General features: G+C 41.0%; 18 protein-coding genes and 1 tRNA gene. 4 read left to right on the top strand and 15 right to left on the bottom strand.

The window, feature by feature from the left end; translation table 11 throughout:
* Nucleotides 1-267 precede the first annotated feature (267 nt).
* From L0B18_RS17280 to recO, 3 genes are read right to left on the bottom strand one after another with little or no spacing between them, the layout of a single operon-like run.
* Complete coding sequence (locus L0B18_RS17280) at nucleotides 268-798, bottom strand: hypothetical protein (protein ID WP_234573084.1); 531 nt, start codon at nucleotides 796-798, stop codon at nucleotides 268-270.
* 4 nt (nucleotides 799-802) lie between these two features.
* The gene (locus L0B18_RS17285; RefSeq protein ID WP_234573086.1) at nucleotides 803-2341 is read right to left on the bottom strand and encodes a trypsin-like peptidase domain-containing protein; all 1539 of its coding nucleotides are present in this window, start codon (nucleotides 2339-2341) and stop codon (nucleotides 803-805) included.
* A gap of 1 nt (nucleotide 2342) precedes the next feature.
* Nucleotides 2343-3083: a DNA repair protein RecO gene (gene recO / locus L0B18_RS17290; protein ID WP_234573088.1), complete on the bottom strand. Its 741-nt coding sequence runs from the start codon at nucleotides 3081-3083 to the stop codon at nucleotides 2343-2345.
* 142 nt (nucleotides 3084-3225) lie between these two features.
* Here recO and L0B18_RS17295 point away from each other — a divergent pair, with 142 nt between their 5' ends.
* On the top strand, nucleotides 3226-4167 hold the full coding sequence (locus tag L0B18_RS17295; protein WP_234573090.1) for a glycosyltransferase family 2 protein: 942 nt from the start codon (nucleotides 3226-3228) through the stop codon (nucleotides 4165-4167).
* 7 nt (nucleotides 4168-4174) lie between these two features.
* On the opposite strand, the gene L0B18_RS17300 is transcribed toward L0B18_RS17295, so the two are convergent.
* Nucleotides 4175-6688 carry an efflux RND transporter permease subunit gene (locus L0B18_RS17300; RefSeq protein ID WP_234573092.1) on the bottom strand — a complete coding sequence of 838 codons (2514 nt, stop codon included), beginning with the start codon at nucleotides 6686-6688 and terminating at the stop codon, nucleotides 4175-4177.
* Between the two features lie 190 nt (nucleotides 6689-6878).
* Here L0B18_RS17300 and L0B18_RS17305 point away from each other — a divergent pair, with 190 nt between their 5' ends.
* Both L0B18_RS17305 and L0B18_RS17310 read left to right on the top strand, forming a co-directional pair.
* Nucleotides 6879-7379, top strand: coding sequence for a hypothetical protein (locus L0B18_RS17305; RefSeq protein ID WP_234573094.1), 501 nt, complete (start codon nucleotides 6879-6881; stop codon nucleotides 7377-7379).
* Between the two features lies 1 nt (nucleotide 7380).
* The gene (locus L0B18_RS17310; protein WP_234573096.1) at nucleotides 7381-8271 is read left to right on the top strand and encodes a hypothetical protein; all 891 of its coding nucleotides are present in this window, start codon (nucleotides 7381-7383) and stop codon (nucleotides 8269-8271) included.
* Between the two features lie 16 nt (nucleotides 8272-8287).
* Here the strand turns inward: L0B18_RS17310 and L0B18_RS17315 are convergent, their stop codons facing one another.
* Together L0B18_RS17315 and L0B18_RS17320 are read right to left on the bottom strand one after the other, a co-directional pair.
* Nucleotides 8288-9403, bottom strand: coding sequence for a hypothetical protein (locus L0B18_RS17315; RefSeq protein ID WP_234573099.1), 1116 nt, complete (start codon nucleotides 9401-9403; stop codon nucleotides 8288-8290).
* On the bottom strand, nucleotides 9403-9885 hold the full coding sequence (locus tag L0B18_RS17320; RefSeq protein ID WP_234573101.1) for a hypothetical protein: 483 nt from the start codon (nucleotides 9883-9885) through the stop codon (nucleotides 9403-9405). The genes L0B18_RS17315 and L0B18_RS17320 overlap by 1 nt, the downstream gene beginning before the upstream one ends.
* Before the next feature lie 329 nt (nucleotides 9886-10214).
* Between L0B18_RS17320 and L0B18_RS17325 the strand changes: the two genes are divergently transcribed.
* Nucleotides 10215-11321, top strand: coding sequence for a glycosyltransferase (locus tag L0B18_RS17325; RefSeq protein WP_234573103.1), 1107 nt, complete (start codon nucleotides 10215-10217; stop codon nucleotides 11319-11321).
* Here the strand turns inward: L0B18_RS17325 and L0B18_RS17330 are convergent.
* The 9 genes from L0B18_RS17330 to atpA all read right to left on the bottom strand — a co-directional run bounded on the left by L0B18_RS17330 (nucleotide 11311) and on the right by atpA (nucleotide 20919).
* Nucleotides 11311-12138 carry an FkbM family methyltransferase gene (locus L0B18_RS17330; protein ID WP_234573104.1) on the bottom strand — a complete coding sequence of 276 codons (828 nt, stop codon included), beginning with the start codon at nucleotides 12136-12138 and terminating at the stop codon, nucleotides 11311-11313. The two genes, L0B18_RS17325 and L0B18_RS17330, sit on opposite strands and share 11 nt — an antisense overlap.
* A 139-nt stretch (nucleotides 12139-12277) precedes the next feature.
* Entirely contained in the window at nucleotides 12278-13798 is a 1521-nt protein-coding gene (locus tag L0B18_RS17335) for an oligosaccharide flippase family protein (protein WP_234573106.1), read from the bottom strand.
* Nucleotides 13791-15074, bottom strand: coding sequence for a glycosyltransferase family 4 protein (locus tag L0B18_RS17340; RefSeq protein WP_234573108.1), 1284 nt, complete (start codon nucleotides 15072-15074; stop codon nucleotides 13791-13793). The genes L0B18_RS17335 and L0B18_RS17340 overlap by 8 nt, the downstream gene beginning before the upstream one ends.
* Nucleotides 15075-15149: 75 nt before the next feature.
* The gene (locus L0B18_RS17345) at nucleotides 15150-16124 is read right to left on the bottom strand and encodes a hypothetical protein (protein WP_234573109.1); all 975 of its coding nucleotides are present in this window, start codon (nucleotides 16122-16124) and stop codon (nucleotides 15150-15152) included.
* A 9-nt stretch (nucleotides 16125-16133) separates the two neighbouring features.
* Nucleotides 16134-16727, bottom strand: a complete 594-nt coding sequence (locus L0B18_RS17350) for an MlaC/ttg2D family ABC transporter substrate-binding protein (protein WP_234573111.1) — start codon at nucleotides 16725-16727, stop codon at nucleotides 16134-16136.
* A gap of 6 nt (nucleotides 16728-16733) precedes the next feature.
* Nucleotides 16734-18131: a TolC family protein gene (locus L0B18_RS17355; RefSeq protein ID WP_234573113.1), complete on the bottom strand. Its 1398-nt coding sequence runs from the start codon at nucleotides 18129-18131 to the stop codon at nucleotides 16734-16736.
* 108 nt (nucleotides 18132-18239) lie between these two features.
* Nucleotides 18240-18326: transfer RNA gene (locus tag L0B18_RS17360), tRNA-Ser, on the bottom strand.
* A gap of 79 nt (nucleotides 18327-18405) precedes the next feature.
* Nucleotides 18406-19296 carry an ATP synthase F1 subunit gamma gene (gene atpG, locus L0B18_RS17365; protein WP_234573115.1) on the bottom strand — a complete coding sequence of 297 codons (891 nt, stop codon included), beginning with the start codon at nucleotides 19294-19296 and terminating at the stop codon, nucleotides 18406-18408.
* 9 nt (nucleotides 19297-19305) lie between these two features.
* A complete protein-coding gene (gene atpA, locus L0B18_RS17370) occupies nucleotides 19306-20919 on the bottom strand; it encodes a F0F1 ATP synthase subunit alpha (RefSeq protein WP_234573117.1) in 1614 nt (537 codons plus the stop codon).
* Nucleotides 20920-20930: the final 11 nt, after the last annotated feature.

Below are 20930 nucleotides of genomic sequence, written 5' to 3' on the forward strand. Positions count from 1 at the left end.
ATCATTTAAGTTGTTGAGTTATATGTTAAAACAGGCTTTGAGTTCCTTTCTTTCCTTGATGATTTAACTCATTATATAAAAAAATCATTTCCAAATTTTGATCGTTCCTGAGATCAAATCAATATAAAAATATACAATTCAAAGGATTATTGGAATAGATTTCTGTGTATCTAATTATTTTTGTTGGCTTCTGTCAATAAACCGACTTGCAGATACCGATGATCTAAAAAGTAAGTTTAGAGCAGACAGAAGCAAAAAGAAGATCTCTTAGAGAGGCAAACTGCTTAATTCTTCAAGGAACCGGGCATCTTGCAACCGATCTTCAAACAAATTATAGAGCGTACTTTTAGTTAAGCTGGCCCTTGCATATGAATAGTGAATGCCCTGATCTGAAACATCATGTTTTCGTGTGAATGATGCTGATGTAAGCGGGAGATCTGATACGGTATTTCGCAGTTGAATGATAAAAGAAGGTGAACCGTATGTTGATCCATCGGGAGAATCTGCAAGATCTTCACGAATTTCTTCTGCCGTGCGGTCAATCTCAAAACGTAAATATTCCAGGGAATTTTGGGTTGATAATTCTACCGCTTTGGATGAATCAGTAGCAGATGCAAGGGAATATCCGTGCAAGGCAAGGGAATCTGATGAAAAATGAACGCCATCATTATACCATGTTGGAACTGTTGTTTCTGTAACAACAGGCTCCGTTTCCTGTGGCTGCTGAATTGTTTCCTGAGTTGATGAACACGCTGAATAGATAAAAAAAAGTGCTAAGCACCCAATAAAATATCTCATTAAATTAATTTAGCTTATAGAAGCCGATAGCTCCGTCTGTAGTTCTCAATTTTAAGTCTAAAGATCTGTTGTTTTCAAGAGAATTTGAAATCTCTTTTTCAATATTTCCCAGATCGTCTGCAATGACTCCATTTAATTCCAAAAGCTCGGCACCTTCTTTTAGTCCTTTATTCCAGGCCTCAGAGTTTGGATGAACACGATAAAGATAGATGTTGAACTTATCGGGATTTTCCGGTGTAGCAAGTGCTCGCAGTGTGAAGCCGAGAGATCCAAATCGTTGATGTTCAATTCCACGGTCTGAACCACTTTCGGGAATCTCTTCCCATTGTTCCAGTTCATCTTCTTCTTCATCCAAATTCTGCATTCGGGCTACCGGTTCCGGAACTTTTCTTTCCTCAAGCGTGAGTACCCGCTCAAATGTTTGGCCGGATCTCCAGATTGTCAGGTTTACCTCATCTTCGGGCCGGAACATAGCCACTCTTTCCTGCAATAAGTTCGATTCGTTAACCGTCTCTCCGTTTACAGCAAGTATTACATCATCAGGACGTAACCCGGCTTCTTCAGCAGGTGAACCCACAACACCGCTGATCATCACGCCCTGGATTTGATCCAGGCCGATACGAGCTGCGGTTTGGGCATCCACCGTTTGAATCTGTACTCCCATCAATCCCCTTTTGGGTTCGCCGAATTCAATGATATCTCTGGCAATTTTCAAGGCAAGGTTACTCGGCACGGCAAATCCATACCCTTGGTAAGATCCGCTTTGAGTAGCAATGGCTGTATTGATTCCAATCAACTCGCCACTGGTATTTACGAGAGCACCACCACTATTTCCACGATTGATGGCAGCATCTGTTTGGATAAAACTTTCAATTCTGTATTCATCATTAATAATCTGAACGTCCCGGCTGAGAGCTCCAACAATTCCGGCGGTCACTGTTGAACGTAATCGGAAAGGATTGCCAATGGCCAGGACCCACTCGCCCACTTCAACCTGATCGGAATTCCCGATAACAGCAGCTGGTAATTCAGCACCATCAATTTTCAGCACTGCAAGATCGGTACTTGAATCCCGCCCTACGATTCTTGCTTCAAATGTACGTTTATCATTCAGCGTAACGGTGATACCTTCGCGGACCGCATCTTCAATAACATGATTGTTGGTGAGAATATAACCGTCTCTTGAAATGAGTACGCCTGATCCAACCGTCCGGGCTCTTGGCGGAAGAAACCGTTCCCAGAATCCATCCTCTTCTGGCTCCTCATCGTCAGACCTTCGATTGTTATTTGTAACGATGGTTTCGATGTAAACCACGGTAGGAGTCACTTTTTTTGCCGCTGTTCTGAAAATAAAGCGGTCATCAATTTTTTCAAGATCTTCATCACTCCAAAAAGGTTCGGCACTTCTGTTGACTTCCGTGACTTTTACTTCGGCCAAATCGAGCTGAAAAGATCCATTCCGAAACAACATCAGTATCATCCCCATCATAACTCCAATAAGTATGAGCAGGATACCGGAAAGAATTTTATCGCGAAATTTCATATCAGTTATTCAAAATCTTTTCAAAAATTTGGTCGGATTTACGGGGCTTTACTCCTTCTACATGGTAACGAATATATTTGTCTAAATATTCAATTAACTCACTTAGTTCACTTTTTTTAAAATCCGTCTCAAAAATGGATTCCTTTTTTGAATGTAGTGATTTCTTTAAAAAAATAAATTGCTGCCACGTAAGACGAATGGACTGATCGCCCTCGGCCTTTGATGATAACGTACCTGATTCTATATTCATATAACCGGCGGATGTTTCTTCATCCACAGACGGATCCTGTTGTAACCCAATACCAATGAGCTCCATGACCCGAAGCTGTACATAGGGGAAAATAACCCGGCTCGTTTTTTCGTATTCGTTGACCCAACTCAGAAATTTTACAACGAAAGCAAATAGAGGTTCATTCACTTCATTTTCATGCAAAACCTGGTTGATCAGCTCCAGTGTTGTTGTGGCAATGGCCATCTTTTCAAGGTCAATGCGAAGCTGGTCGAGCTTTAACATGGCCGAAGCTTCCGAGAGGGTTTGAACGCTTCGGGTTGGTTTTACATACACCACAACTTCCAGAACCTGCCCGGGCACCATAAGAGCAGCAAATTTGCTTTTGGGCCTCTTCGCCCCTTTTGCGATAACTGCAATAATGCCGTGCTTACGGGTGAACAAAGTAACAATCTGACTCGATTCACTGTAATCAATCGTTCTGAGCACAACGGATTCTGTTTTCGTAACCATAAAATATACCCTGACTACTTCTTATTTCCTTTATATTTCAGACACATAATATCATGTAAAGCTTTTTGCTCATTTGACTGAATATATGCAAGCTTAGCAGAAATAGATTGCTCATTGGTTCTACTCAACACGAAAATATGATATGAAAGTTTATGTAATTATTGTAACTCATAATCCCAAACCATGGTTAAGAAAATGTCTTGACAGCCTGTTAAATTCTAACCTGGATCTTCATCCCATTATCGTAGATAACCATTCTGAAGATGGCTCTGTAGAGATTATTAAAAATGAGTATCCTGATTTTCATCTTATTGAATTGGGTGAAAATGTTGGTTTCGCAGAGGCAAATAATATGGCGATGAAGAAAGCATTATCCCAAAAATGTGATTTTGTATTTCTTCTGAACCAGGATGCATGGATGGAACCGAACACTATTGAGAACCTTGTCTCGACAGCTCAGGAGTTCCCGGAATATGGAGTCCTGAGCCCTATTCATATGAACAGATCCGGAGAACTGCTAGACTTTAACTATATCCGGTACATTTCCAATCCAGAGGATGAAGGCAGGAATTATTACTCTGATTTAATCAGAGGTAAAAATCTACAGTCACTATACAGGGTCAACTTTGTGAATGCTGCGGCCTGGCTAATCTCGAGGGAATGCCTGATGAAAGTGGGATTTTTTGAAGATCGATTATTCAAACATTACGATGAAGACAGGAACTACATCCAAAGAGCTACCTTTCACAATTTCAAAACCGGGATCGTACCCGATTCTTTGATTTTTCACGATCGAGAAGACCGAAACGGAACAAAAATCAAAACAAAATTTTCTCTGCCGCCGGATATTTCTCATTTCATACTGAATGGAAGTAATATATTAGATGATAAAGCTGTCAGCCGTATGAAAGCTGAAATCAGCATGGATTTAAAACGGTCTATCAAAGAGTTTCTCTTTCTGAATTTCAAAAGATCAGGCCGCTTTTTAAAATCATATCGAACAAAGAAACAGTTATTGCCGCTTATCCTTGCGTGCAGAGAAAAATTCATGGAAATCAATCCACCGGACAATTTCCATGAATAAAATACTCTCAATCGTGTATCATCTGTTTGTCTTCCAAAACCTGAACTATTGATGGCAAAAGAATAAGAGCTGCCAAGAGTGTCATGCCAATTCCAACGACGGCCATCACCCCAATGGATTGTAATCCCGGATGATTGGTAAACAGCAGACCGGCAAAACCCATCATGGTTGTCAGTGAACCAATGGTTATGTGCTGTCCCGTACTTGACAGAACTTCCCACATATTCTTCTTGCCTTCGTCACGAAAACGGTGTGCAAGGTGTACACCATTATCACACCCAATACCAAGAATAGCCGGCAAAACTACAAGATTGTAGAAATTAAATTTGAGGCCAAATACCAACAAAATTCCAAAGAGCCAAAGCAACCCAATCAGAAGTGGAATGAGTGCAATCAGCGTCCAGCGGAAGCTCCGGAAGGATATGAAAATGAGTATAAACACCACAATAAATGTTGCCGTAACCATGTAGGGACTCTCCTTTCGCATCAGGTCGAGCATGGTGGCTGCTACAATGGATGTACTCGCCGAATGGTATACTTTTCCATCATCGAGAGTTATGTTGCCAATTTCTTCCTTGAACGCAATGGACCTCAACCCGTCAGATAATCCCGATTTGGGATACACAATGACAAAACGGCCGATCTCGCCATCTTTCGTCATAAACCGGTTTTTTAAATATTCCGGTATGCGATTATCCTCAAGGGGTTCCGTGGTTTGCGAACCTCTTCGAAGAATATCCAGGTTTTCACTTTCCTGGCCTACTATAAAATCGTTTTGAAGCAGTTGCCGAATTCTTGAAATGTGTTCAAGCTTCTCATTTGCTCTCTCTTCAGTTGGGGGAAACCGCTCCTGAAGTGCTTCAGCGTCATCAATTAGAGTATTGGGATTTGTATTCATTTTCTCCCGTACCTTATCAAGTACTTTGAAAACATCCTCCGTATTATCGGCCACAATGTAAGCGGGATTTCTGCGGGTATTACTGTCGGCCCCTTGAATAAAATCCCTGAACTCCTCATACTCTTCGAACTCCGGTTCTAGCTCACCGAAATCATATTCAAACCGAAGATTTCCAACGAAAAGAAGTACAACTACCGACACTAAAACACCCGTGCCTACAATAAGTTTTGAAAAAGGAAATCGCCTGATTGCAGGTTCTGTTGAAACTTCTTCGGATCTCTTAATTAACAATATCCAGTTCCAGCGGTCGAATATTACGATGAGAGACGGTAAGACATACAACATACAGAAAAGTGCCAGAATGATACCCAGGCCCGCTATAAATCCAAATTCAGAGAAACCTCTGAAATCTGCTACAAGAAGTATGAACAAGGCTGAAGCTGTAGTAACGGCACTTACCAAAATTGCCGTTCCCGTTTTTTGGTAGGATGAGATGATACTCTTCTCAATGGATTCGCCTGTTGAGCGGATTTCAATATAACGGGCGTAATAATGGATCCCGTAATCAATCCCCAATCCAAAAAGAATGACGAATAAGACAGAGGTCATTGTATTTAAAACACCCAGTACCAAATAAACAATGCCAAAGGTCCATGCTAAACTGATTAAAAGCGGCAGGCCAATAATGAGAATAGGAACCGGCAACCGGATAATGTGCTGAAAAATACCGTACTGCTGATCGCTGTCTACTCCCCTTCGGTAGTTGAAATATTTCTTGATACCAAAGTAGAGCATCACCAAAAGAATGACACTGGAAATTCCAAGAGAAAAGCTATTGTAAACGTCATTCATAATCGATTCAAATTCGTTTAAATGACGCTTTAGCCGTCCCCCGAATTGTACTTCCATTTCGGGGTGATAAGAAGCCGGGTTCATGGAATCAATCAGGTCCTGGTACTCTTCAAACATATCTTCCAGGTAACGAATATCATTTTGCGAACCGGCAGGATATAGCGAAAGCAAAACAAGAGTACTGTCGACATTGACAGGATATTCAGAAGGAATCAAACTATCGTAGCTCTCTCTGAAATCATCTATCTCTTCAGAGCCTTCATCAGTTTCCTCCTCATCTTCAAAGTCATCCGTAAAATCTATAAAAAACGGGTTTGCTTCCTCCCTTGCCTTATCAATTTCCTGCTGTAAAAAATCTTCGATCTGTTGAAGTTCCGGGATTGTGGCAAGATAAAGGGCATTGTCTTTTAGAACATCCGTTTCCCGTTTTAGCTCTGCCCTGTTAAAATAGTTAATGTTTAATCTTGAATTGTGCAACTGAAGGCTGCTGTCCATCAGGGCATTTGCAAATTCCAGGTTTGCCTCAAAACTCGGTGATTTTATCCCGACTTTCATTTCAGTTTCGCCACCAGCTATTTCCTGCAGATGCTCAAGTGCTTGAACATTCGGGTGAGAATCCGGAAGAAGATTGGCAATATCTGTATCAATTTTCAATTGAAGGGCGTATATCCCTCCCAAAACAGCAAGCCCGATTGATATGATAAGTACCCAAAATGGATGACGGGTATTAAACTCAACAAGGGGTTGTAAAAATCGTATTAGTTTCTGCATCAATTTTTATGTGTACACAAGTAAATCACGTAAAATAAGTAATCTCTCACTTAAAAGTGATTTTGATTAAACTGTCCATTCAGTTTTCAACTTATATAATGAGCAGTAATTACTGCTAAAAAGTTCAAAGTTTTTTAAAATCATTTATCTTTAGAGAGTCATCTGCTAATACATAAAAATTTTAAAATAAATGACAAAGTCTCACTCAAGAAGAGCCATGAAAATTATCGGCATTATACTTCTTTGTTACGGAGTTCTTGTCGCTTCTCACAAAGGTGAATTTTGGCCCTTCAGTATTTATCCAATGTTTTCAAAAGCCGGAAATCCCTGGACAAGGGCAATCGTGCTGGATGTAACAAATACTCCTGATGATGAAATCTGGGAACCGAGTACTCTCTCCGACTTATCTGTTGAACCCATTGCTATTGGAAGCTATGGAGTTGACCAGATCGATTTTTCAAATTTCATCTCAAAAACTGAAAATTGGACAGAAAGCCGCCGAAATGCGCTCCGCACAATGTTTGGGCCCGGTAATATTGGTTCTGAACGATGGATGACAGCTAAAGTAAATGGCAGATTGGTTGGGGCAGATTCAGTTGTGGTTGTTATTCAACCTTTTCTTTTGGTTACTGCAGATTCCGTTTATGTAAATCCACGGCTTGAAGAATCAGATTATTTTAGAGGTGAGTAGTATGAAATGGTATGAAAAAATTGCAGATCAACTATTTGAACCCAATCGAAGTGTTTCTCCCGGGGAACTTTGGTTCTTCAAATTTTTTGAACTCTTTATCGTCTCGTATGTAATTAAATATGCCTGGGAATGGGGCTTTTATGCACAACTACGCAATTTCGAAGTTGTACTGCCCCTGGGGCTTGCCAACTATATCGATGTTTCGCTTTTCTTTCAAAATCAGCTTGCACTTGTTGTTGCCGGTTTGATAACCGTATTTGCCGTTCTGGCTTTCTTTCGCCTCGGTACAAAATGGATGTACCCCCTCGTGATGTTCCTTCTGCACATGCAATATGTGATCCGTTTTTCTCAGGGAGAAATCCCCCACAGTTCAAACCTGATCGGGATGGCCGTTTTCTGTTTTACAATCGGCGCTATTTTCTTTCCCGGCAAAAAGCAGATGCCCCGATTTGTTATGGGATCCATTATTTTCTTTGTAGGCTTGGGATATACATCCTCATTTATAGCCAAAATGATAGGCACCGGCATCCATTGGTTTGACGGCCGACATCTTTGGCTATGGATTAGCGAAAAAAGCATTGATATTCTTTCCAGGGAAGGAGTGTACAGCCCGAATTTTCTACAACAAATGGCTCTAAAAAGTACGGCCATAGCTTCTGTGATCCTGCTCTTCGGCTGGTTCACCGAAATGATTGGAGTAACCTTGTGGTGGAAAAAACTTCGTCCGTATACCGTCACACTTATCATCGGGATGCATCTGGGGATTACAATGACCATGAACATCCGGTTTGATGCATTCGTCATTCAATTGATTTTAATCGGCTATCCCTGGTATAAATTGCTCGACTCTGTTATCAAAACAACACCAGACTGGATCGAACGAACCATTTGATGACTGTTTGAAAAGTTCAGGGGCTATTCTTTCTTCTAAATAGAGATTTGATGCAAATATAGAGTACAACCAAAACAGCAAAGAAGAGGAAAATGGATTCATGAAGCATCAGGTCAGATTCTACAAGAAAAAATTTCTGAACGCTGATCCATTTCAGAATGGAGAAAAGAATTAAAATCGGAATAATAAACCAGGTTACCGATTTGTTTCTGGCTCTTTTTTCATCATATCCTGCCCAATTTTGAAAAATGGATTTGTTGGACTTATAAATTTGATCCCAATTTAAAAATGCTGCATAGGCCAAGAAATTTGGTAAAAATGAAATGTTTAGAAGCATCTTGGTCGAGAAGTGGAAGAGCACTGCAATAACAAGAAAAAACCTAAACCATTTCGATTTACGAATAGAAATCAAAAAACCAATTTCAAAAATAATGGTAATCCAGTCCAGAAATTCCCAAAAAATCTGGCTGTTTATCTGAATTGCATACCCGGCTAAATAGGCTTCCCGTTCATGGACAAAAAATTGGTTAAACAAATGAGCTTTCACAGCATGCGTGGATGGATCCAGCCAGCCTCCCAAAATCTTTGGCCAGCCTGAAGTAAACATCATAAACCCTATAAAAATAGATAACAGTACAAGGGGCCAGCTCTCAACAGGTCTCTCGGTTTTAATTTCCGGTGGCTTCATGGAATCGATAGAAAAACGATTCCCCCAATTTGTAAATGCCATCAAAATGGGACCCAATGGCACCAATACCTCATGATTGACCTTTCCAATGCTATAAATCAAACCTTGCAAAACGAGTATAAAAATCCCCGATGAAATAGACGCCCATTTTGTCTGATACCCTACGAGCATTGCAAATACGGAAAGCAGAGCAAGGCCATATAAAACCTGAAAGATGATAAATGAGGGAAATCCATCAAACAACATCATGGGGCCCGGCGGGGGATTATAAAAATCGGCCGGTAAAGAGGCCAGGTATTGGTAATGATCGAATCCCATTCCGGGAATCAAAAAAAACAGAATAAACAGAGAAGCAATGATTCGGTACAACCCGAGTCCCTCAGCAGACACCGTATACGTCTCAAATATCCAGCGTTCAAACGGTTTTAAATCTTTCTCTTTCATTATTTAGTAAAATCAATCACTCCGATCAGTTCCCGCTTCGTTGAGTCTGCCACCAAATTATCTCCCCCCGACTCCAGGAAATCAACGCTATGTACGATCTCCATACGGCCTACATCCTGTCCGGCAACTTTTTTGCTGTTCTCATAAAAAAACTCCTTTGCCCGGGGCGAGAACTCTTCCAATTCTTTTTGAGCAGGAAATAATGAACGCATCAATCCCGCAATTTGAGAACGAGGCAGTTCCGGGAAAAAACGGTATGGCTGTATACTTGTAATCTTTTCTCCCTGAGGATTATAAAACTCAAATCGAGTTTCCCGGATAAGATAATGATCCTGAATTTGATAGACATTTTTGAACCCCGGGAACACAAACGCCGGCCAGGGCTCTGCTTTGTAATATCCTAAAATGCCAACCAGAATGTATTGGAGAGGAAGAAAAATAAGGATGACTATAAAAATCTTTCGGACAGTCTTTTCACTCATTATCTATTGATTTCCTAACGCAGACTTTATCAATCTAAATCTATTTCTATAAGAAGGTTAAGGGAATAACACGGCATTGACAAACGCTAAGAAGGTACAATTTTAATTTTTCTTTCAGTAACAATTGTCTTTTTTAATCTGCATTGGATTATTTTCTGGTCAGACAGCCAAACGCTTTTTAATGAATAGTTTTGTTGATCTGGTAAGAACCTTTTACCTTGAAAAAGATTCTATTTTGTTTTACTTCTTTGGATTACTGCTTTTTTGGGATTCCTCTCTTATTCAAAATAATTTATAAAGCCGGGCGTCATTTTATACTTTCAATCTGAATGAAAAAAGTACTGCATTACAAGACAAATTTTCTGAACAAATCAGAGACTTTTATTGACCGCCTTGTCCAAAATCACCTTTCCTACCAGCCTATTGCCCTTTGTTATCGAAAAAGAGCCTTTACGGATAACATACGTGTCTTTGAGGTTCCCCAAAAAGGATTGGCATCGTGGATTAATTTTGCAGCTTTTCACAGTAATATGACGCTTCCTTTTTACAACCAGGTTTTAAGACAAGAAAAACCCGATCTGGTTCATGCACATTTTGGATACGATGCTGTGAAACTTATTAAAGCTACTCAAAAGTCTGGAATTCCACTCCTCACCAGTTTTTATGGCACAGACGTTTCAAGGTTACCATCCGAATTTGGGTGGAAACGGCGTTATCGAAAGCTTGCCGCCAATGCCGCACATTTTATCGCTGCCAGCGAATTCATGAAAAATCAGTTAATAAAACTTGGATTTCCTGAGGAGAAAATTTCGATTGTAAGGTTTGGTGTGGATTTAAATGGGGCAAATTTTAATGAATCCCTCCCTTCAACCCCCAAGGTTATGATGGTGGGACGAATGGTAGAAAAAAAAGGATTTGAATACGGAATACAGGCCATATCCAATCTTAGGGAAAAGGGTATAAAACCTATTGTTAATATCTACGGATATGGCCCCGGCATGAAGGGGCTGAAGGATCTCACAAAAAAATCAGGTCTTTTGGAGCAGGTTCATTTTCATGGATATCAACCCGTGGAAAGAATTCTTGAGGCTCACCATCAGCACAGCCTGTTACTGGCGCCAAGCATAACGGCAAAAGACGGTGACATGGAAGGATTGCCGAACACGATCCTGGAAGCAATGGCACAAGGCACACCGGTTGTTACCACAAGACACGCGGCCATTCCCGAAGTGATAGAAGACAAAAAAACCGGCTTTCTCGTAAATGAAAGAGATGCGGACGGCCTTGCAGATATCATGGAAAAAATCTTTCGGAATGAATTCGACCTCAACCAGATTCGCCATAAAGCCAGGAAAACAATTGAAGAAGCATATAGTATTCAACAAATGGTTCGGAACGTTGAAGCCATTTATGATAAAATAAACATCAATGATTGATTTCTTCTGCCTGAAGTTTTCTTTCGAAGAAAAAATTCAACCTCTTTTTTTCATCTTTTTTTAAGATCTCCTGAACAGTATCAGTAAACTGTTTTCCGGAATTTAACTGCACCCTGTTTTCAGCTTCATCATCCATTAAAAAAATGTGGAAGTTTTTCTCGAGAGTTGAATATAAAGACTGATAATTTCCTCCGGCACTTAAAATGATCTCGGGATGAAATTCAAGAATAATTGCTCCTACTTTATTCTCTGACAACATTTTTTCCATTCCTTGCAAAACAAGCAACTCAGCACCCTCTACATCAATCTTAATTAAATTGATTTCTCTTTTTTCCAGATATGTCATCCAAAAAAAGTCGAGTGTTAAAGAGGGAACGGAAAATTGTGAGCCGTTTAAATTTTTACTTGTATTAAAAATACTGTGAGATGAAGCATGAGAACTTGCAAAGAAATTTAGCAATCTAAGCTCATTAGAAACAGCAAAGTTGAACTGAGTTATATTTTTTAAATGAACTGTATTGTCACATAGAGCATGATAATTGGAATGTTCTGGCTCAAATGCATAGACATGCCCACTCTCTCCTACAATACCTGATGCAAATCTTGAAAAATATCCGACATTTGCTCCCAGATCTAAAAAAGTATTTCCTTCCTTTAAATTCTTTTTAATCAGATCTTTAATTGTTGGTTCGTAGGTTCCCTTCGCCATTTTGCCACCTGTAATATGTGCTACATTGGGGGGGAAATACCAGTTATTTTTATACTTATAGAATAAGTAACGACTCGTTCGCTTGATTTTTTCAATTGGTGAATTCATTTGTACCCTGATAAATTGTTTGAAAAACTCCCATATAAATACGTAGCTCCATTTATATATATTCTCCCTTAATATATAAATTCGATTGAAAACTGCTAAGGCTTCCTGCCTGAGGAGAGCTGTAATGAATTCGTACTAATTATTTGCCGGACAAGAATTTCAGCATCATCCAGTTTTTGAGCTGTCTCCAGTCTTTCCTTGAAATGACATTTGTCACGGTTCCAATAATTGAAAAGAGAACCAGGTAGCTAATAGTGCTCAGAAGTAATCCTTTCAATGCTTCATTTTCAGCAATGAGCTCAAACCTTCCAAACCAAATGGGGAGTGCTGCCGCTGCCGAAACTCCCAAGACTTTCAAATAATATGGAAATGGCAAAACCTTTCGCGCGGGTAGTTCCATATGGCCGCCGATTCTTCGCAGGGTAATGTACCAGTTATATAAATTGGCAATGAGCGTACCCATGGCCGTCCCGTTTATACCGAATAGCAGGGTTAGTGGAATGCTTAAAATGAGATTCGCAATAACCAGGTTTATACTTAGATACAGCACTCCTTTTGTGTCTCCGAATGCCTGGAGGATACTTCCGTAGTGAGTTACCCGAATCAACACAATCAGGTTATATATTTGGAAAGGAAGCACCGCATCGCGATAACTGGTTCCCTCCGATTCAGCGATAATGGCAATCAAATCGGAAGCAACAATGATAGAAAGGATCGTGAGTGGAATCACCATTAAGCTTACCTTCTCTACCCCTCTGTACCACAGTGCCAATAACTCGTCTTTTTTTGATTCAAGCTGGAATTCTACATACCGGCTTATAAGTACGGACCCGACTGCAAACGGAATTACGCGGATAATGGGAACTTCCTGTGCACCCAGAGAATACTCGGCATAAGCCGCAACTGGAAGCAGAATTGAAACGATAAGTTTATCTACGTTTCGGTTAATTTTATTTACAAGTGCAGAAAGTCCCAGGGGGATTGAAAAATTGACCTGGGTTTTTACTGAAATCTCAGAATCACTCAGTTTGCCTTCAGGCAGAACCATTTTCATCCAGATCATAGATCCGACAAACCGGATCAGTCCGTATGCTACGAGCCCATAAACAGCAATCTCCAAACTGTATCCAAGCGCAAGCGGGCCAATCAGAAGGGAAAAGGTTAACAAACTGGTAATCATCTCGAACCATGCAGAATCCCGTTGGCGATCTAACGCCAAAAGAATATTTGTAACCGGCCAGGTGGGGATTTCACAAACCGTTACGAGCGCCATAAACGGCAACAAATACTGAACCTGGTCTATACTGGCGGCATCCCATTCTGTTAAAAGAGAGGGAGCGATGTAACTCACAAGTAAAATGATTGCTCCTGCAACAATTGCAGAAGCTGATAACAAAAGCGTGGTCTGGGTAACGAACGCACGTTTTGCACTTCCACTGACTCGCTCAAAGAAATAAAATACGCTATCGGGAAATCCAAGCGTTGCAAGATTCCTGACCATTTCATGAATCATCAGGAGATATATGATGATTGCAAAGTCTGTTTTGGAAAGAAGTTGAATCGTTGCGATGGCAATTGCCAGATCAATAACCGTGGTTACAATCCTCGCAAAAACGACGACACCTGCCTTCTCCGATAAATTAGAGCCTTGTTTAGCCATGCTTTAGGAGGTCGTCAAACACTGAGGCCAGTTCTCCTGATGTATGTTTTGCCTCATAAATATTTCGATCTGGTATCTCTTTCTCAGGTGACAGCAACAAGGTTTCGTCATCTCTTTTTGCTTTTGCAAATGATTGTAAGAGTTCTGCAATCTCTTTTTTCTCATCGGGATGAACCTGGATACCTGCTTTGCTCCTCATAATAATTTCTCCTACTTCGGGATTGGGAGCAATTGAAAAAATAGGTACTTCAACAGAGAGATAATCCCAAAGTTTTGCGGGTATAATTTCTTCGCGTTCCATATTTGTGCTCAATAAAAGAATATCGGCACTTTCCAAAACCGGTACCATTTTCTCGGGTACTACCGGGTCATGATAAATAAAATTTTCTTCAAGTCCGTATTGTTTGATCGTCTTCAAACTCTCGGAATCAGGTTCACCAAAACTGTGAATATGAATATAGGAAGCATCTTTCGGGTTCATGGTTTTTAATTCCCTTAGAGCATCTGCAACTGCGGTAACGGGACTCAAACGCCTGAATCTCCCGAAAAAAATCATATTCAGAAAATCCGGATTCAGCCGATCCCCCCAGGTTTCCTTTTTGTGAACTCTGGTAAGCGTAGAATCATAAGAATTGTAGATGGTCCTGGTTTTGGATTCCGGCAGATTAAATTTTTCAACATATCTTTTTTCAGTCAAACCCGAAGTAAAAATCAGTTTATCAGCATTTTGAACAACTCTTTTTTCCACTCGCTTATCAATTCTCATAGAAAACCCTGACCGTTCCCGAAGATTAACTTCAGTCAATGTCCATGGATCTCTGAAATCTGCAATAAAGGGTTTTGATAAGCTTTGGGACAACTTTTCACCCAGCCATAAACCCGACCAGGGATCCCCGGTGGCCCAAATAATATCGGGGTTTACTTGTTTTACCCTGCGAAGAATTTCACCGTATTTCCACCGCAACAGGTAAATCCAGGAATCTATTGGGGTTTGTTTATCCAACCAATTGAGAAGCAGATTTTCAGATCCACTCTTTGTTGACTTCGTTTGTGTTTTGGAAGTTGTTCTGTCAAAAGGTGATTTGATCTCAATAATTGAAATGTCATCGAGAAGCTTTTTTTCCAAATCCGTAAACTCCCCTTCCGGATATGATATAGTGAGTACTACCGGCTGATAGCCATACGAGCTGAGATGAATTGCAAATTTAAATGGCCTCAGTGCACCTACTCTTCGCCTTGGCAAAAAGTAAGGTGCAATCATCAATACCTTTTTCATCAATAGCAGTTATCGTTTGAGCATCTATGAGATGGTTTTAAAAGTACACCGAAAGGACCAGATTGTCCGAACTTTTTATGACTCGTCTATAAGGCTTTGCCAACACTTCTCTGAAAATATATCGAGTGGTTTTTTTTGATGATACCACCCAAAATGCAAACAATAGGGAGTTACATACAGATAATCTCCCTTCCCGGGAACCGAAGTAAAAATGCTGATTAATATTTTTTGAAGAAACCGATTTTTCAAGCCTTTTAAATCGTAAATAAATTTGTTGCTAAACAACAGGCATTCCACATTTTTAAAATCTTCGTCGTACCGGGTATAATGTTCAATAAAATCGAGCTGCGGACTTTCAAAACCATTCAGCCACGGCATCACCTGAACTTTTAGTTTTGCCATTGCCATTGCGAAACTCCATTCGCACGATTCTTCACTACGCCCTTCCTCTTCTTTTCGGCTTCGAAAGTGGGTTTCCCCTCTCCGGCTTAGCATTGTTTTGGCAAGTTCACAAACTTCTTTCGTTAACTCGGAATCCGCAGCATAGATCATTCCGGATTGAACCCGGCTTAAATATGTGAGATTAAACCGTCTTAACGTTCTTTTTCGTCGGCGTAACAAAAAATCTTTGAGTACTGGAAATCCCTTGGCGGCACCAAAAAACAGGTCTGAACTTTGATTTCCGGTGATTGTAAACTTATATGCAGAAAATTGCTTCCAAAGTGCATCCGGATTTTTACACCAAAGAATATCACTGTCTAAAAAAAGGTTCCTTTTGAAGGGCATAAAACGGTACACATTGTGCTTAAACCCTGTAATGGAGCGATGTTCTTCCGGCAGGTGAAAAATATGGGTGAATAGATCGGCTGAAATTTCTGAGAGTAGTTCCTCGTGTTTTTTGGAACAGAAAAGAGCTACCGGGCGCTTTTCGTCATATCTCCTCAGCGTTTTAATACTTGCTACTGCATGCTTCAGGTACTTTATATTACCATAAGTTGAATACACATAACCTTCGTCTGCAAGTGGAGCACTGGAGAATGAAGAATTCATGCATTTAAATTATGTTGACGATCGAGCCGCACGGCGCCGCAAACTCTCCATGAGTGCGTCAAAACCCCGCTGCCGAATAATACTTTGAAACTGACGCTGATAGGAATCGGCGGTTGAAACCTGATCGATGATGATATCTGTTACCATCCAGTTTTCACTGAAACTTGCAAGATCGTAATCTACGGATGTGCGAACATCTTCAAGAGTTGCAGTGGTTTCAACAAATGCTGAATTATCTTCAACCTCAATATTGTTGTAGGCAACTTCAGCCCTGTAAATATCCAGTCGGTTCAAAGAGTTATCTCGAATTATAGTTGAAAATAAAGATACGAATTCTTCTCTTTCTTCATCGTTAATTTCGTTATAAGTATCGCCCAAAGCATACTCTGCCATGGCCTGATAATTGATCACGTCATTAATGATGTCTTTCAGTTGATTCCGCTGTTCCTGAGTGTATTCTGTACCGGATGGACCCAATAATTCTTTAATCTCCTGATCGCGTGCTTCCAGCATTGTACGGATATTATCTACCTCGGTCTGTGCCGAAACAGAAGGTATAAACCATAATGCCAGGATGAGAATAGTGTAAAATGTTTTCAACATGTTCTGTTAATTTAAATTCAGTTGAGAAATAGGCAGGCCGCCTGCTCTGTGTAATGCCGCTACCTTTTTATTTAAATCAAAGATATTTTGTTTCAATTGAACTCGAAGTTCAAGCTCTTTTTGTACGGCATCCAGCAAATCTTCAACGTCTCCAAAACCAATATCATAATTTAGTTGCTCGTTTCGGACCCATTGCCGTGCTGTAACGAGTGCCTCTTCCGTCTGTTGCATTCTTGTTTCAGCGACCACTGCCTCACGATAACGATCATTAAGGTCTAATATGATACCGTCGGATAAAGCTTTTTCGAGATCATTTACACGTTTGTACTCAATCCTGGCTTTATCAACCGAAGCACGCATGGAGAAAATATTCAGATTCTGCCGAATCCCGAACCCAATGCCAACGTTGCCATAGTTTGTAGTATTCCTGATAAAGGGATTGGTTTGCCGGGGCCGATTGGGTGTATGAGCGAAACTACCGGTAACCCCGAGAAATAATAATGGATATTGCTGTGCTTTCTCTGCCTCCAACCTGTTTTCGAGAGCAGTGATTCCATATTCTACCCCAAGCATTTCAGGGCGTTCATCCATTGCAGTTTCAAGATAATAGGAATAATCTTCCAGCTCGTAAGGAACCGGATCCAGAAAGTTTGATTCCGGCACGTAAGTAACACCCGGCTCAGATTGTAAGGCATAATTCCATACTCTTCTAATGTAAGCAAGCGATTCTTCCACTTCCGTTCTACGCGTTACAAATTCTGCTTGGAAGATTTGAAACTTAAATACGTCAGACTCTTTCAGATCGGAACTCCCATCTTCCCGCATCTCGTCAATTGTATTTTGTACTGTTCCAAGTTGACTGTTGGCGTCTTCTAAAATCCTGGAAATTTCGATGGCCAGCAAGTAGCTGTAATACAGATCGAATAACCTTAGTTCAGCTTCAGCTTTCACAGCACCGAATTCATATTGGGCTGATTTTGCCCCGGCTTCTGCCGCTTTGACGGCATTTGAAAGTGCACCCCATGTAAAAATTGGTTGCGTAGCAGATATTTCGGCACGGGTAAAAACGGCCCAGTTTTCCCAATCGTTAGAAAGATCGGGATCCAGATAAAGTTCTCCGTCACCAAGACCCGGCACATTGGTTTTTACACCCGGTACCACTCCGTGTTGTGTGTTCAGTTCAAATCTGGGTAAAATTCTTTGCCCTCTCATTTCCTGGATACGGTTTTCAGCTAAATCAACTTTTCCGCTTTCATAAGCAACCTGGCCGGAATTTTTCAGACCTCTGTCTATGAATTCAGTCAGATTAATTGAGAGTGTATCCTGACTTGATGCAGGCCGGCTGCCAAACAGAAAAAGCAGCGCTAATAATCCCGAGACGAGTAATTTCTTATAATTTGACATTATGGCGTTTTTCTAAAATTGAAATGTTTAAGCCAAAACGTACGAATATTGTCATTATTTAAAAGAAAAGCCCCAACATTGAGTTGAGGCTTTTCCTGATGTTTAATGCGGAGGGAGAGGGATTCGAACCCCCGGAGACCGCGAGGCCTCAACGGTTTTCAAGACCGCCGCATTCGACCACTCTGCCATCCCTCCAAAAAATTTTGATTGATGATTATTTGCTAAAAAATACGTCATTCAAAAATCTTCAATCAGAAATCGTAAATCAAAAAAATTAATTGTCTTCCAGGGCCGCAGCGCCGGAAACAATTTCAGAAATTTCTGTGGTAATAGCGCTTTGTCTGGCCTGATTATACTCAAGTTTCAGATCTTGTTCCAGCTCTTTGGCATTTTCGGTTGCATTATCCATAGCTGCCATTCGCGCACCCTGTTCAGAAGCATTCGATTCCAATACAGCCCGCCATAATTGCATATTCAAATGAACGGGCAAAAGCTTATCGAGAATTGACTCCGGATCAGGTTCGTAAATATAATCAGTTTCCGAAGAAGACTGATCCGTATCCTCAATAAAATCAGTTTGAAGAGGCAGTACCTCATCAACCAATCTGTTTTGGCTGATAACCGTTTTAAATTCATTAAACGCTATCAGAACCTTATCGTAATTTTCTTCAACGAAATTATCAGTCGCATACTTCATAATGGCCGATGTTTCTTCGTAATTCAGATTATCGAAGAAACCGGGATATGACTGAACAACGTTATAATTTCGCTTCTTGAAGTAACCGGATGCTTTCTTCCCGATGGTAATAACATCCAGATCTCCATTCTTATGAAACCCGGCATACTGATCAGATATCGTACTTTCAACTTTTCTGAAAAGATTATTATTGAATCCGCCGCAAAGTCCGCGATCTGATCCAACAACAATCAACAATACTTTTCGAATCTCTTCCGGTTTGCGCAACAAATCGTTTTGAATTTCTTGCTGAGCTGATACCAGCCGCGAAACGACTTCTCCCATTTTCTTGGAATAAGGCCGCGTCTCCGTCATACGCTGCTGCGCTTTGCGAAGCTTTGCTGCAGCCACCATTTTCATGGCTTTTGTAATCTGCTGCGTATTCTGGATGGATGAGATCCGATTTCGTATGTCACGAAGATTCGCCATCGGTTCCTATTATTCGTTTGTTGCTATAATTTGATCAATCGTGCTTTGGGCCGTCTCAAGGAGCTCGTCACCAAAAGAATCATCAAGCACACCCGATTCACCCAGCCGATCCATTTTCTGTGAGTATTTGGCATGAACCGTTTCGAGGAACATGTTTTCAAACTCACCAATTTGATCAACCGTGAGCTTATCTAGCAAGCCTTCATTGTTGATTTTCAACAGTGCAATCTGTTGTTCTACCGGCAACGGTTTGTATTCACCTTGTTTCATCAGTTCAACCGTACGTTCTCCACGCTTAAGTTGTCGCTGGGTAGCTGCATCCAAATCAGACCCGAACTTGGAGAATGCCTCAAGTTCACGATACTGAGCAAGATCAAGCTTCAGTGTTCCAGACAGTTTCTTCATTGATTTTACCTGTGCAGAACCACCCACACGAGATACTGAAATACCAACATCAATTGCAGGACGAATACCTGAGTTAAAGAGATCGGTATCAAGGAAAATCTGTCCGTCTGTAATAGAAATTACGTTTGTCGGGATATATGCAGATACGTCACCTGCCTGCGTTTCAATTACCGGAAGTGCAGTCAGTGATCCACCACCTTTCACTTTCGGTGCAAGTTCTTCAGGTACGTTGTTCATCTGCTTGGCTACCTCATCATTATCAATCACTTTTGCAGCCCGTTCAAGAAGACGGCTATGCAGATAAAATACGTCACCGGGATACGCTTCACGCCCCGGAGGTCTTCTCAGAAGAAGTGAAAGTTCACGATAAGCAACAGCCTGCTTCGACAAGTCATCATAAATCACCAAAGCATGGCGTCCGGTATCCCGGAAATATTCGCCTATTGCGGCACCTGCAAATGGTGCAATATACCGAAGCGGAGCCGAAGCACTGGCGGGTGCAGAAACTACAACCGTATAATCAAGTGCATCATATTCTTTAAGAGTATTCACGATCGATGCAACCGTTGAACCTTTCTGCCCAACCGCTACATAGATACAGAAAACCGGTTTGTCAGTATCCTGTGTATTTTTTTGATTGATGATTGTATCGAGGGCTACAGCTGTTTTTCCAGTCTGGCGGTCGCCAATAATCAGCTCCCGCTGTCCTCGTCCAATCGGAATTAACGAGTCAATTGCTTTAATACCTGTCTGAAGTGGCTCACCCACCGGTTCACGATAAATTACACCGGGAGCTTTTCGTTCCAAAGGCAAACGAACCGTTTCTCCGGCAATTGATCCTTTACCGTCAAGAGGTTTACCAAGCGGATCAATTACCCGTCCAAGCAGGCCGTCACCAACATTGAGAGACGCAATACTTTTTGTTCGTTGAACCGTATCGCCTTCTTCAACAACTTTCGTAGAACCAAATAATACAATACCTACGTTGTCCTCCTCGAGGTTCAATACCATTCCACGAACGGGGTTTCCTTCATCGTCAATCGAATCAGGTAGCTCCACAAGTTCGCCGGCCTGAACTTTGGAAAGCCCGTATACGCGCGCAATACCGTCACCAACTTCCAGAACGGTTCCCACATCGTACACTTCGGCTTCTCCGTCAAAACCGGTCAGTTGTTTTCTTAAAATAGCCGATACTTCATCGGGTCTGACTTGACTCATTACTATATCCT

The organism is Rhodohalobacter sp. 614A, from assembly GCF_021462415.1.
GTDB lineage: Bacteria > Bacteroidota > Rhodothermia > Balneolales > Balneolaceae > Rhodohalobacter.